Annotated in this window: 12 protein-coding genes; 2 read left to right on the top strand and 10 right to left on the bottom strand. The window is 35.5% G+C overall.

Annotated elements, in window-relative coordinates:
• Positions 1 to 50: 50 nt before the first annotated feature.
• Positions 51 to 905: a DUF1189 family protein gene (locus tag GF867_RS02795; protein WP_253940716.1), complete on the top strand. Its 855-nt coding sequence runs from the start codon at positions 51 to 53 to the stop codon at positions 903 to 905.
• 24 nt (positions 906 to 929) lie between these two features.
• On the opposite strand, the gene GF867_RS02790 is transcribed toward GF867_RS02795, so the two are convergent.
• Together GF867_RS02790 and GF867_RS02785 are read right to left on the bottom strand one after the other, a co-directional pair.
• A complete protein-coding gene (locus GF867_RS02790) occupies positions 930 to 2282 on the bottom strand; it encodes a DEAD/DEAH box helicase (protein ID WP_153831595.1) in 1353 nt (450 codons plus the stop codon).
• Between the two features lie 99 nt (positions 2283 to 2381).
• Positions 2382 to 3710 (bottom strand): FAD-dependent oxidoreductase, encoded by a 1329-nt coding sequence (locus tag GF867_RS02785; protein ID WP_153831594.1) that lies wholly within the window; start codon positions 3708 to 3710, stop codon positions 2382 to 2384.
• A gap of 203 nt (positions 3711 to 3913) precedes the next feature.
• Between GF867_RS02785 and zwf the strand changes: the two genes are divergently transcribed.
• Positions 3914 to 5350: a glucose-6-phosphate dehydrogenase gene (gene zwf / locus GF867_RS02780; protein ID WP_153831593.1), complete on the top strand. Its 1437-nt coding sequence runs from the start codon at positions 3914 to 3916 to the stop codon at positions 5348 to 5350.
• 59 nt (positions 5351 to 5409) lie between these two features.
• Here the strand turns inward: zwf and GF867_RS02775 are convergent, their stop codons facing one another.
• From GF867_RS02775 to dinB, 8 genes are all read right to left on the bottom strand, one after another.
• Positions 5410 to 6381, bottom strand: a complete 972-nt coding sequence (locus GF867_RS02775) for a DHH family phosphoesterase (RefSeq protein WP_153831592.1) — start codon at positions 6379 to 6381, stop codon at positions 5410 to 5412.
• Positions 6382 to 6394: 13 nt separating this feature from the next.
• The gene (locus GF867_RS02770) at positions 6395 to 7723 is read right to left on the bottom strand and encodes a DRTGG domain-containing protein (RefSeq protein WP_153831591.1); all 1329 of its coding nucleotides are present in this window, start codon (positions 7721 to 7723) and stop codon (positions 6395 to 6397) included.
• A gap of 123 nt (positions 7724 to 7846) precedes the next feature.
• Positions 7847 to 9307, bottom strand: a complete 1461-nt coding sequence (gene gcvPB / locus GF867_RS02765; protein WP_153831590.1) for an aminomethyl-transferring glycine dehydrogenase subunit GcvPB — start codon at positions 9305 to 9307, stop codon at positions 7847 to 7849.
• The gene (gcvPA, locus tag GF867_RS02760) at positions 9307 to 10656 is read right to left on the bottom strand and encodes an aminomethyl-transferring glycine dehydrogenase subunit GcvPA (protein ID WP_366927733.1); all 1350 of its coding nucleotides are present in this window, start codon (positions 10654 to 10656) and stop codon (positions 9307 to 9309) included. Before gcvPA ends, gcvPB begins: the two co-directional genes overlap by 1 nt.
• Before the next feature lie 31 nt (positions 10657 to 10687).
• Positions 10688 to 11071 (bottom strand): glycine cleavage system protein GcvH, encoded by a 384-nt coding sequence (gene gcvH / locus GF867_RS02755; protein ID WP_153831589.1) that lies wholly within the window; start codon positions 11069 to 11071, stop codon positions 10688 to 10690.
• A gap of 15 nt (positions 11072 to 11086) precedes the next feature.
• On the bottom strand, positions 11087 to 12202 hold the full coding sequence (gcvT, locus tag GF867_RS02750; protein WP_153831588.1) for a glycine cleavage system aminomethyltransferase GcvT: 1116 nt from the start codon (positions 12200 to 12202) through the stop codon (positions 11087 to 11089).
• Between the two features lie 898 nt (positions 12203 to 13100).
• Positions 13101 to 13916, bottom strand: coding sequence for a ZIP family metal transporter (locus GF867_RS02745; protein WP_153831587.1), 816 nt, complete (start codon positions 13914 to 13916; stop codon positions 13101 to 13103).
• Positions 13917 to 13920: 4 nt separating this feature from the next.
• Positions 13921 to 15036, bottom strand: coding sequence for a DNA polymerase IV (dinB, locus tag GF867_RS02740; RefSeq protein ID WP_153831586.1), 1116 nt, complete (start codon positions 15034 to 15036; stop codon positions 13921 to 13923).
• Between the last annotated feature and the right edge of the window lie 12 nt (positions 15037 to 15048).

The raw sequence follows: 15048 nt of genomic DNA, 5'->3' as shown, positions 1-15048 counted from the left end.
AAGTGTGTCTCTCTAATCACACGATGCAAAGGAAGTTGAAATTGAAATATATGTTTAAATTACTGAAATTAGGCTTAAAAAATCCAAGATTTTACATTGAAGCCTTAAATCTTAAATGGAAAAATCTATTTGTTTTGAGTTTGTTAGCAATGCTAGCTTTATCAGGTAGTATCGTTGTTCAGACTTTACCTTTAATTGATTCAATTTCAAATGATGTCACGGCAGCTGTTGATCATGTCCCAGAATTTCAATTTGAAGATGGGTTATTAAAACTTGAAGACAACGAAAAATCATTATATTATCAATCTAATTTTTTCCAATTAGTGATTGATGATACGGTTAGCAGTCGTGGAATGCAAAATTACATTCCAATTGATACAACTAAAGCAAATAAGCTTTCTACCGATACATTACTAAATTTACTGGTGCTACAAGATCAAACAATTGTGATTATCGCGGGAAACTTTTATCGCATTCCTGACTATTATCATTTGTTTAGTAATCACGATTCATTAATTACTTTACTACAAAGTATCGATAGTCAAAAGGCAACGATGTTAACGAGTGTTTTCATTACTGCGTTCATATTTAGTTTCTTTATCTACTGGTTTCAAATGCTATTGATTGCGGCAGTTGCTGGATGGTTTAATGCTCGCTTAACACAAAAAATCTTATTTAAAATGCGTCTAAAACTAAGTATTATCGTATCTTTTGTTCCCTTAATATTGCTTCAATTAATGGATGCAATTTTACCCTTTTTCCGTTCGAGTTATTTTATGTTAATGTTTATCACTCTATATATTATCTATTTGGCTTTTAAAAACCATACAGAGTTCATTCGAAATCTGATGCAAAAAATCAATAAAAAAGAGCTAGATAAAAACGAAGAAGAATCCCAGCGCTAAGCTTAGGATTCTTCTTTTTTTGGTTTATTTATTTTTATTGCGATTTCTAATTTCTTTTCTCTGAACACGTCCGGCTTTTTTAGCTTCAGAACGTCGGTGTTGTTTGATTTGTTCATTCAATTTACGTTTGTATCCAGGTTTTACTTTGCGTTTATTATTTCGGTTAATCATCCCTTTTACCACTGGATCATCAGAATCTTTCTTAGAATCCTCACGTTCTAAACGAGCATGACGTGATTTCACTTCTTTAATCTCACCTTTGGTAATTTCAACAGAAGTAAACTCGATCCCTTTTTTCTCTAATTCTGCAATTGAACGATCATCATCCGGTGTTACAAAAGTATAAGCTGTTCCCGCTAATTGATTACGCCCAGTACGACCAACACGGTGAACAAAGAATTCCAATTCTTTAGGTACTTCAGTATTAATTACCATAGAAATACCTGGAATATCAATACCACGTGCTGCTAAATCTGACGCCACAACATATTGATAATCCAAATCACGAATTTGACGCATCAAACGTTTACGTTCTCTCGGTTGTACTCCTCCATGAATCTTCGCAACTTTCATACCTTGTTGTTTTAAATAGTCGCTTACTTCGTCAGCATACTGTCTTGTATTACAGAAGACTAATGCTAAATAAGGGTGCCCCATTGTCAATAATTGGTAGACCAACTCTTTTCGGTCGCGTCCATGTGTGTTTATTAAGAAATTATCAATTTTATCCGCTAAAACTGTTTTAGGTTCAATTTTAATTTCTTTTGGTGAAGCCATATATTTATTCAAGAATACTTGAAGTTGTTGTGGAATAGTTGCTGAGAATACCATCATTTGTAAGTCTTTTGGCATACGTGAGGCAATTTCATCAACTGTTTCTAAGAAGCCTAAATCCATTGTCATATCAGCTTCATCAATAATCATAGTATGAGCAGTTTGGACCCATAGAGCATTCTCAGACATTAAGTCAAAGATACGTCCAGGTGTTCCGATTACAATTTGCGGTTGGCCACTGTTTTTTAATTTCTCAATTTGTTTAACTTTATCTGTTCCACCGATATATTTAACAATTGAAATTTCATTTTCTGAATGAGAAGCCATTTGCTTTGCAAAATCATATAATTGAGTTGCTAACTCACGACTTGGTGCTGTTATAACTACTTGTACTTCTTTTTTGGCAGGATCCAAATTATTAAACATAGGAATTAAAAAACTATGTGTCTTTCCTGATCCTGTCTGAGATTGAACAATTAAATTGTTACCCGCTAGTGCTGGTTCAATTACTTCTTCTTGAACTGGGGTTAAAGTTTCAAATCTCAATTCTTTTAAAGCTCTCTGAATAAATGGTTTCAAGCTTAAATCTTTATATAATGTCATTTTTTTCTCCTAAATTCTTTGCTCAACGTATTAACAAATTCAGTTAATATTCCATCTGCATGGCGGAGAACTGGTCCTCATTGACTATTTAACCATTATTTATTTAGTATTACGTAGACGATTTTCAAAGCTACGTAGAGCTGCAAGATAAATGATTGGTTGAGTAGATGTAAATCTAGCATAATATAGTCTGTCTTGGAAGGCCAATTCCTGATCCGTTAAATTATTTGATATTGCAATCGCAATGGTGTCAGCCATTGATAGAATATCTTGTTCCGAACGGATTTGCGCTCCTAGTATTTTACCTGTTTTAGAATCAGTAATCAATTTTAATTTTACGGGATCACTAATTGTTATCGAATAAGGGGTTTCAACATTTACAGTGCTAACTTCATAATGCTGGCTCGCTTCAATTTCAGTTTGTCCAACACTTGTAATGTATTGACTAAACACTCGTGAACCAATGAGTCTTAAGGATTGTTGATGTTTTACCCGGGGCTCAAATAAATTAAACGCAGCGATTTGTCCAGATCTCACCGCATTATTTACTAAAGCTATAAATGCCTGCTCCTCTTCAAATGTAGGTGTTTGAACTAAGTCACCCACAGCATAGATGTTCGTAATAGCTGTTTCTAGATAATCGTTGACAACAATTGTTCCATCTTCGTTTAGTGGTAATAAATCTGCTACCAGATGACTTTGAGGACTTAAATTGACACCTAATATCACTAAATCAGGGTTCAAAGTGCGTTTAGTTGTTGTTACTTTAAGTGATTTACCGCTAATATCCATTACTTTTTCATCTAATAATATATCAACACCAACAATTTCTATTGCTTCTTGAACTGAATCGACAACATCTTGATCGAAGTATCTCGAAAGTAATGAAGTTTCTGCTTCTATTAAAGTAACTTGTTTATTAGCATTTACTAGAGCCTCCGTTACTTCAATCCCGATTTGTCCCCCACCGATTACAGCAATGTGTTGTGCTTTATCGATTTTAGCATATCCATTAGCTGCATTCTGTAATTCTTTCGTTGTGACTAATTGTGGATGTGACCAATCATGAAGTATAGATGATTCTTGTCTTGAACCCATCGCTAAAACCAATTTGTCATAGGCCATTATCTTATGTTCTTGATTCACATGGTCATAGTAGGTAATTTTTTGTTCGTCTGCTTTAATGGCAGTCACTTCTGAATCTAAATGTAATTTAATGTTTGCACGTCTCACATCAGACTCAGTAACGAAATAGGCCTGTGTAATATCTTCAATTTCTTCATTTAATGTTAAATTTAATCCACTAGGAATAAATCCAATTGTTGATTGCTTTTCTAAGATATAAATATTCGCTTTTGGGTGTAATTTACGTGTTTCCATCGCACAACTAATGCCAGCAAAAGATCCACCAATAATAACAATATTCATTTGATATTCCTCCACTTTCTTTAATGAAGCATTCCATCTATTAGTATACAAGTTTTCATGCTTAACAACAATTTGTTTTAAGCCATAAAGTTGTTATTTCATTAAATAAATAATAATAAAAGAATGTTCTCATTTAAATTTAACCAATTGTGTATTTTTTCTAAATCATATATAATAAAACTTGTGAAAACGGAGGGATCCATATGAATAGAAATAAATTAGTTGTTACCTTATTTGGTGCATCAGGTGATTTAGCTGCTCGAAAACTTTACCCAGCATTTTATCGCCTATATAAAAGTAAACAAATATCTGAAAACTTTGCCTTAATTGGTACTGCTCGCCGTGAGTGGTCGGATGATTATTTCCGTCAAATGGTCTTAGAGAGTATTCAATCCGAAATTGAAGACCCTAAACACGCTGAGGAATTTGTGACGCATTTTTACTATCAACCACACGACGTTCATGATGCTGAACATTATGTTAAACTACGCAATTTAGCAGACAAACTTGATAAAGAATATGCTGCATGTGGAAATCGTATTTTCTATATTTCCTTATCACCTGCTCTATTCCCAGTTATTACTGGACATTTAAAAGGTGAAAATCTATTAACCGATAATGGTTATAATCGATTAATTATCGAAAAACCATTTGGGAATGATTATGATTCTGCTTGTGAACTACAAGCCCAATTAGAAAAAGCTTTCGATGAGGAACAGATTTATCGTATCGACCATTATTTAGGTAAAGGTATTGTTCACTCCATATATAATTTACGCTTCGATAACATGTTAATGAAACACGTATGGAATAAAGATGCGATCGATAATATTCAAATCTCACTTTCTGAAGAAGTAGGTGTGGAAGATCGTGGCGAATACTACGAAAGTTTTGGTGTAGCTAAAGATATGATTCAAAATCATGCCCTTCAGTTACTCGCATTAATTGCGATGGAAAAACCATCAAGTAATAGTCCTGAAGCAATTCGTCAAGAAAAAATTAAAGTTCTCGAAAACTTACGTCACTACACATCTACTGATGATATTCTTGAAAACGTTGTGCGTGGACAATATGCTGCGAGTGAAGATGGTACTTTACCAGCTTATCGCGACGAAAATAACGTAGCTAACGATTCAGATACATCAACATTTTTTGCAGCGAAAGTAGAAGTAAACTTACCACAATGGGAAGGAGTTCCCTTCTACATTCGTTCTGGAAAACGTATGGCAGATAAACATACAGAAATAAATATTCTCTTTAAGCCTACTGGTCCAAATTTAGAACCAAACCGTTTCAAAATTGAAATCGGACCTCGTACAGCTTACCGTATTTATATTAACCAAAAACAAGTTGGTTATGACTTAGACGCTGAATTAGTGCCATTAAGTTACTATTATAGTGATCAACAGTTAAATGAAATGCCTGCTGACTATGAACGCTTAATCTTCGAGTGTATTCAAGGTAATGTAAGTAACTTTACTCATTGGTTAGAAGTAGCAAATGCTTGGAAATTCGTCGATAACATCATCGATCTTTGGGAGCAAATGCCTGAACCAAACTTCCCTAATTACAAAGCAAATAGTTGGGGACCTGAAGCCTCTGACAAACTATTAAAACGTGGCAATACCAAATGGGTATAACCTATTAAACAATTTAAAGATAAAAGTCGCCCGTGAACAATATTCACGAGCGACTTTTTTTAGTTAGATTTGTAAGCGATGCTAGCTTCTTTTAATTCAGCAAGTATTGCTTCAACTTCTTTATAACTGTATGCTTTGGCACCACTTGCTTTAGGGTGTCCGCCTCCATAATGATTAGCTGCAATTTCATTAATTGATGGGCCTTTTGAACGGATACGACAACGGTAACTTTCGTTGGCACCTTCTTGTTCTACGAAAATCACCCAAGTAACCACGCCTTCAATTTGACCCGGAAGACCGACAATGCTATTGGTCTGTTCTTCTGTAATATCAAAATCAAGCAAATCTTGTCTTGTAATCATGACACTTGCAACACCATATTCTGTCACTGTCATATTATTCATCGTATGCCCTTGAAATTTAGCTTCTTTAGCTGACATTGTTTGGAAGCGATCACTGATTTCAAATGCATTAAAATCAAAGGCCAACAAACGCGCTGCAGCATTGAATGTGATGCTAGTGGTCGAATTGAATAGAAAACGACCTGTATCACCAACAATACCCGCGTAAAGGATTTTTGCAGCTGCCTGATTCATTGGTAAACGCCCACCTAAATAATGGCTAATTTCTGCAATTATTTCACTACAAGAACTAGCTTCAGTATGAACGATTTCCAATGTTCCAAAGTTTTCTACTTCAGGATGATGGTCAATCTTTATCATCTCAGCTCCGGAAGCATAATATTTGCCATCAATTCTAGGTGAATTTGCTGTATCAACAATAATGACTAATGACCCAGAATAATCTGCTTCCGTCACTTCCTCTGTCGAAGCTAACCAACTTAAGCCTTTTGAGACAGTCCCAGCTGCTTTAACTTGCTTATTAGGAAATTTACCTTCAATTAAATATTTCAAACCATATTGAGAACCTAATGCATCTGGATCCGGTCGAACATGACGATGGATAATAATTCGATCATATTCTTGAATTTTTGAATAAAGAGTTTCTATTTGAGTAGCATCTAAATACATAATTTCCTACCTTCTATTTCGTATAATTTCTGCCAATAATTTGACTTGTAACTAATGCTCTAGCAACTAAAGTATTCTCATGGAATATATCTACTTGACTCAGAGCTGAACGGCGATTTTGATTGACAATTTCGACACTAAACTGAATATCATTTCCCATCTGAACTAAGTTGAAGTAATTAAAATTCAGTGATTCAATAATATTATTTAAGCCAGTTGTCTCATAAATTCGACGATAAGCTACCTGACTAATTAACTCACACAATACTCCGTAAGAAATTGTTCCCAAATTATTAATCATTTGAGGTTGAACACTGAAGGCATATTGGTATCTTTGATCCTCGCCATCAGAATGATATTCTTCAAGGTGTACCACAACGTCATCTTCATACGTATTCACAATTTGTGGTTGTTGTTGCATTGTCTGGATAGCTTTCATAATATCTTGTCGAGTAACCACTCCAAGTAATTGTAAATTATCTGCCACAACTGGAATCATTTCAATATCTTCCCATACCATGCGGTGAGAAACGTTAGCGACACTCATATGCGTTTTCACTGTTACCGTTTCTTTCGTCATCACTCGCTCAATTGGAACAGACTCGCTTCTACCAATTAAATCTTTGGCAGTCACAACACCCGTTAAACGATTATTATACACCACTGGGAAGCGAGATAAACCAGTTTCATTCGATAAGTCATGGAATACTTTAATCGTATCTTGCGGACTCAGTGCCTTTGTCTGTTCAATTGGGGTATAAATATCCTTAATGGTAATAATTTCTTTCTTAATTAATTGCTCTGTCATTGAACGGTTAATGATAGTCGCAACTGTAAACGTGTCATGTGTCGTTGAAATTATAGGTAATTCTTTCTTATTTGCTAAATCAATCACATCTTGACTTGTCTTCAAGCCCCCCGTTACTAATACAGCAATTCCATTTTCTAAAGCTAGTTTTTGAACATCTTCACGGTTACCAACGATAATTAAAGTATTCTTGGAGAAATATCGCTCCATTGCATCTACCGTCATCGCTCCAATAATAAATTTAGATAATGGATGATCTAAACCATTCTCTCCACCTAATATTTCGCCATCTGTGACACGTGCTACTTCCCGAAAAGTCAACATATCCGGAATATATTCAGTTTTCTTCTCTATCCTAATTGTTCCAACACGCTCAATTGTTGAGACTAAACCATTGATTTCTGCATCTTTTATTGCGCGATAGGCTGTTCCTTCGCTCATATTTAATTGTTTCGCAATGCCTCGAACTGAGATTTTTTCTCCGACAGGCAATGTTTCGATATATTGAATAATTTGTTCATGCTTCGTCGCCATCTTTACACCTCAATTTCAAATCTACTTTTATACAGCAAAAAACTGTTACACAAAATAGTATAACAGTTTTTGTATTTGTCGGCTAGCTTGTTTCGGCTGTACTAGCAACTTTTCGTGATTTATTTAACGTTCAAATTTAACAATTGGCTTTCTGGCTGCAGTTGTTTCATCTAAACGTTTAACTGGAGTAGAATGTGGCGCTTCATTCAATAACGCTGGATTCTCTTCTGCAGTTTGTGCAATCTCAATCATGGCATCCGCAAAAGCATCTAACGTTTCTTTCGCTTCTGTTTCAGTTGGCTCAATCATTAAAGCTTCGGCCACGATTAATGGGAAGTACACAGTTGGAGCATAGAAGCCATAATCTAATAAACGCTTCGCCATATCTTTTGTATTTGCACCTAGTTTCTTTTGACGTGTACCACTAAGTACAAATTCATGCTTACATACTTGAGGATAAGGCGTATCGTAGTATGGTTCTAAACGCGCCTTCAAGTAGTTCGCATTTAAGATTGCATCTTCCGATACTTGACGCAGACCATCTGGACCCATCGAACGAATATACGCATAAGCTCTAACATTAACACCAAAATTACCAAAATATCCCTTCACACGACCAATTGTTTGAGGATAGTTGCTGTTTAAGACATACTTGTCATCTTCTTTTTCAATATGTGGAACTGGTAAATAGGGTCTTAAGAACTCTTTAACCGCAACAGGACCTGATCCTGGCCCACCACCACCATGAGGTGTACTAAACGTTTTATGCAAATTAAAATGAACGGCATCAAAGCCCATAGTGCTAGGCTGAGATAAACCGAGAATTGCATTAGAGTTTGCACCATCACAATACATTAAACCACCAGCTTCATGAACAATTTCAGCAATTTGTTTAATATTTTGTTCAAATAATCCTAATGTATTCGGGTTTGTCATCATCATTCCCGCAGTGTCTGGACCGACAACTTCTTTCAATGCGTCCACACTAACTGTTCCATCTTCATTCGACTTAATCTCAACAATTTCAAATCCACAAATCGCGGCAGTTGCTGGGTTAGTTCCATGAGCTGAGTCCGGAATTAAAATCTTACGGCGGGTCTGTCCATCACCGTTTTGTTCATGATATTGCTTGAATAAAAGTAAAGCGGTCCACTCACCTTGAGCGCCTGCTGCCGGTTGTAATGAAACAGCATCCATTCCAGAGACTGCCTTTAAATATTCTTGTAAATCATATAATAATTCCAACGCACCTTGAGTCGTTTCAGGACTTTGAAGCGGATGGATATTCGCAAAACCAGAATATCTGGCAATATCCTCGTTCACTTTTGGATTATACTTCATCGTACAAGAGCCTAATGGATAAAACCCAGTCTCTAAGCCAAAGTTTTTGTTTGAAAGATTTGTATAATGTCTCATTAATTGAAGTTCAGAAACTTCAGGGAGTTCAGCAGCCTTTTGTCTGATTAAATGAGTCGGCACAATTCCTTCTAAACTAACGGTTTCTACGTCATTAGTTGGCAAACTATAGGCTCGTCTTCCAGGACGAGAAACTTCAAAAATTAATTGATCGGTTAATTTATTCATTAGATTGCCACCTCCACTAAACATTTAACTAATTGGTCTATTTCGGCTTTAGTTCGTTTTTCAGTTACACAGATCAACATCGCATTTTCAGTAGCTAATAATTCTGAAACGTCATAGCCACCGATAATATTATGAGCTAATAATTGTTTATTAACTTCTACTACTGGCTTAGCAAACTTCACAACAAACTCATTGAAGAAGTTATTATTGCTCAAAATTTCAAAGCCAGCTTCCTTCAAGTTACGTGATAAATAGTGAGCTTTGGACAAGTTTTGTTCAGCCATTTCACGAATACCTTCTTTACCAATCGCTGTCATAAATACGGCAGATCCCAAAGCAAAAAGGGCTTGGTTAGAACTCATATTACTTGTCGCTTTCTCACGACGGATATGTTGTTCACGCGTTTGAAGCGTCATCACATAGCCTCGTTTACCGTCCGAATCAACGGTTTCTCCTACGATACGACTAGGTAATTTACGCATATAGGCTTTCTTTGCTGCGAAATATCCACAATGAGGGCCACCATAAGACATTGGAATTCCTAAAGGCTGCATATCTCCTACAACAATATCCGCGCCTAAGTTACCTGGTGTTTCAAGTAAAGCTAGTGCTAATGGATTCGCTACTACAATTAGTAAAGCCTTCTTCCCTTCAAGTAAAGACTTAATTTCTTTTAAATCTTCAATTGAACCAAAGAAGTTAGGGTATTGAACCACAACAGCAGCAGTATCATCATCAATTTGAGTTTTTAAAGACTCTAAATCAGTTGATAAATCTTTGAGTCCAATCGTTTCAACATCGTATTCCATACCATAAGCATAGGTATCTACCACTTCGCGAGCTTGTGGATGAACCGCTTCCGACATTAGAATACGACCCTTCTTAGTATGACCAATTGCTAAGTTACAAGCTTCACCTAAAGAGGTAAAAGCATCATATAAACTTGAGTTGGCAACATCCATTCCAGTTAACTCACAAACCATTGATTGAAATTCAAACAAGGCTTGCAATTCACCCTGACTAGCTTCTGGCTGATATGGCACATAAGCGGTCATAAACTCAGAACGTAACAAAACATGATTAACTACACTTGGAATAAAATGATCATATGTCCCAGCACCTAAAAATAAACTAGCTTCATTTGTAGAAATATTCTTAGCAGCTAATGAGGACATTTGCTTTGTTAATTCTAATTCACTCAAAGCCTCGGGTATATCTAACGCAGTAGTTAATCTAACTTCTGCTGGAATATCAGTTAATAATGCTTCCATTTCTGAAACACCAATAACTTCTAACATTTCTTGTCTATCTGTTGGGGTTAATGGTAAATAACGATGCTGTTTTGTCACTAAACTTCACTCCTTCAATTAAGTATAATAATTAGTCTTCGATTAATGCTTCATAAGCTGCTAAAGATAATAAGTGAGAAGTGTCGATCGCACCTTCTGTTTTAATTTCAACTAACCAGCCTGATTCTAATGGTGCTTCGTTTAATAACTCAGGTTCATCTTCCAAGGCTTCGTTAATATCAGACACAACACCCGCAACAGGTGCATAAATTCCAGAAGTTGATTTTACAGATTCAACAGTTGCGAATTCTTCCTCCGCATCTAATTTATCGTCGACTGCTGGTAATTCAACATAAACAATATCGCCTAATTGATCGACTGCAAATTCTGTAATACCTACTCTGATAGTATTATCATCTAAAACTGCAATCCATTCGTGTTCTTCTGTATAAAATAATTCATTTTTGTTTACCATATTATTCACTCCTAATTATTTTCTTTTTAGCCAATCTTTTTTTGTTATTAATGCTGATATTTTCTTTTTTCTAACTTGAACAAAAACCTCTGTATCAAAAGCAGCATATTTTTTATCGATTAACATTAAACCAATCGACTTTTTGAATGTCGGGGATTGTGTTCCAGATGTAACGAAGCCAATCTCGTCTCCTTCTTGATTAAACACAAGATAGTCTTGACGTGCAATTCCTCTTTCTAGCAATTCAAACCCTCGAGAAATTCTCTGATTATCGGAAGTTTTAATTACTTGTAAAGCTTTCTGTCCAATAAAAGGTACATCTTTGTTAAGTTTTACTGCAAAAGATAAACCAGCTTCAATTGGATTAATTTCCTCATTTAATTCTTGACCATAAAGCGACATGCCAGCTTCTAATCGAAGTGTATCTCGTGCTCCCAAGCCACATTGTTGTATTTTAAAGCTAGATCCAGCAGCTAACAATTCAAGCCATAATGTTGTTGTATCTGCCCAATCACAATACAGCTCAAATCCATCTTCTCCAGTGTAGCCCGTTCTAGATAATAAAATATTTCCTACAGTACCAACTTGAACATTATCAACAAAATGATAGCCTTTAATATCTTGTAAAGGAACGTTCGTAATTTTTTCTAATACCGCAGCTGAATTAGGTCCCTGAATTGCAATTAGACCAACTTTATTGGATATATCTTGAATTTCAACCTGATAATCCTTTTTGTGGTTGTTTAACCATGAATTTATCTTATCAGAATTCGAAGCATTAGGTGTAAACATGAAACGGTCAGAAGACAACTTATAAATAATTAAATCGTCTAAAATCCCACCATCTTCATTAACAATAGTCGTATATTGTGCTTGCCCAATTTCGATTAAACGAATATCGTTCGTAATCACTGAATTTATAAACGACTCCGCATCAGAACCTGTAACTAAGATTTCTCCCATGTGGGATGTTTCAAATACACCAACGTTTTCGCGTACAGCTTCATGCTCTTCTTGAATTTTGGTGAACTGAATCGGAAGTGCCCAACCATGAAAATCATTGATGATAACGCCTTGTTCTTGATAATAATCAAACAAAGGTGTTGGTTTTAACCCGTCAACTTGTGACATTAAATCCCTCCTCATATAAATCTTAATTTTAGTTTAACATGAAAGGATATTTTTTAATAGCGGTTTGGAAGGGTTTTCACAGCTCATCATTTTCTATGTTGTTTTTTTTATAATTGCTAGCTTTATTTTAGAGAACACGCTTACTTCATTGTTCTAATGACTTTTAAACTTTCTCGACCAATCGTTAACAAATTTTACTTTCCCACTATTATTGTTCGCAAAAACCCCTTAGGATGCCTATCCTATTAATGTTTTCAGTTTAAATCCCAAGAAAAACCCATTAAACACGAACATTTTCATTTTAAAGTCGTTTTTAGTTAATTATTTTTAATAAAAAAGCTTGAACTTTATTTGAAGCCCTTTAAAATTTGTTTAGTTTTTTTGCGTATAACGTATAAACTGAATTTTTTGGATAACGCTTCCTCGTTTTTGGTGTGAAGTTCTTTTACTGGAACTTTGGAACCTCGCTCAATTAGCGAGGGCAACAGTATGCCTGACAGCTATCATTCAAGCAAGAAAACAAACAATAATAACCCAATACTAAGATTATAATCGCCTACATTAAGAACCATCGGACAAGTCCAAGGACTTTAAATTCTGTTTAGCAGTATAATTTGATTATATCGCTTTATTTTTGTTGGAATATTTAAGGTAGATCAGCTAATTGTTTTCCATAGCGGTACAAGGGGCAATTGGCGTAGCTTGCTCTGTCTATTTCGCTTTGCTCATAGACAGAGCCTAGCCGATTGAGCTGGAAAAGCAAGAACTTCAGTGAGGCTTTGAAAGCGACCACCGCCTTGGTAAACTATAAGCTGAGCGTAGTATAAAGCTTGATAAATCACATAATACTTATAAAACCTTATATTATTAAAAAAAGCCCCTAAGGGCTTTTTTCAAACTAACCTAATGCTACATCAAGGATCATCATTACACAAAATCCGACCATCAATGCCAACGTTGCTTGATCAGTATGATTAGATGTTTGTGACTCTGGAATCAAATCTTCTACTACCACGAAAATCATAGCACCAGCCGCAAATGCTAAAGCATAAGGTAATAATGCCGTAACTGTAAGAACAGCAGCTGCACCAATTACAGCAGCAACTGGTTCAACAAGTGCAGATGATTGTCCTAAATTAAAAGCTCGTTTTTGACTCTTTCCTTCTGCTCTAATTGGCATGGATAAGGCTGAACCTTCTGGTATATTCTGAATTCCAATACCAATTGTTAAAGCAATTGCACTCGCTAAAGTTGCGCCATTTAAATCTAAGAAGGCTGCTGCGTATGCTACACCAATTGAGAGACCTTCAGGAATATTATGAATAGTCATGGCTAAATATAACATCGTAGTTCGTGTTAAATTATTTTCACGAGGATTGGTATCGCCATGATCACCCGACAAGTGAATATGAGGGACTACTAAATCTAATAACCTTAAAAACAAACCTCCGGCTATAAAACCGATGGTCACAGGCACCCAAGCTGGAAAATTCGAGTCACTTACTTCAGCAAAATTAAGTGCTGGTGACAACAATGACCAAAATGATGCAGCAATCATAACTCCAGCTGCAAAACCTTGCATAATGGCTAATAAACGTTCATTAACTTCTTTTGTTAAGAAAACAGTTGCTGAACCAATCAACGTACATAGCCAAGTAAAAATCCCTCCAATCAGAGCTTGATATATAGGATGTAACTCTGCAAAAAACTCCATTAAATCACTCCAAATCTAACTGTATTGTTGAATACTTTAAGTCTTCAAATTTTGACACAGAAACTCCCAACAAACGAATATTTCGTTCTAAATTACCATGTTTATGCCATAATTTTTGAACGACAGCATAATATTCTTCGAAATCATTTGACGGTTTTGACAACTGCAATTGTCGTGTAATTGTTTCAAAATCGTCAAACCTAATTTTAATTGTTATGGTTTGGGCTTTCAAGTTTTTTAACTTCAACTTTTGAACTACTTTCAAAGTGAGACGCTCAAAAAATGTTAGGACATCCGCTTCATTATCTAAAAATTTAGCAAAGGTCGTCTCAGTACCGATAGATTTACGCTCTCGTATTGATTTAACGGGTGAATTATGAATACCTCTAACTTTAAAATAAAGAGAATGCCCCATCTTTCCGAATCGTTGAATCAAATCATCAAGGTTCCATTCGAATAAATCTGCGCCATTCATAATTTTCAAAGCATGAAATGCCGGAACAGATTTTCGCCCAACACCATAAAAATCTTCAATCGGTAATTGCTTTAAAAACTCCACTGCTTCCTCGGGAGTTACTAATGTAATACCAAACGGTTTATGAAAGTCTGAAGCAATTTTTGCTATAAATTTATTGTAGGAAACGCCAATCGAACATGTCAGTCCGATTTCGTCCAAAATCTGTTGTTGAATTAAGTGAGCTATTTTTATCGCGCTTTTGATGTCTTTTTTATTATGCGTAACATCTAAGTAGGCTTCATCCAAAGATAATGGTTCTACACTATCCGTATATTGATAGAAGATTTGTCTTATTTGTTCAGAGACTTCTATATAATGAGCCATATTGCCATGAATAAAAACTGCATGAGGACATCTTTTATATGCTTCTAAAGATGACATGGCTGAATGAATGCCATACTGTCTCGCAATATAATTACAAGTAGAGACAATGCCTCGCCCTTCTGTTAGATTAGGGTGTTTTGCAATGACAACTGGTTGATTTGCTAATTTAGGATTATCTCGCATTTCAATACTTGCATAGAAAGCATCCATATCAACATGGAGAATTTTTCTTGATGTATCTGGTTCTGGTTCTGTGAAATTTAGTATTCCATATTGCATCCAGCTCACCTC

Origin of the sequence: Fundicoccus ignavus (genome assembly GCF_009659375.1) — a bacterium.
Taxonomy (GTDB): domain Bacteria; phylum Bacillota; class Bacilli; order Lactobacillales; family Aerococcaceae; genus Fundicoccus; species Fundicoccus ignavus.
Note: the sequence above shows the minus strand (reverse complement) of the source record. Positions and strands in the feature narration are given on the sequence as shown.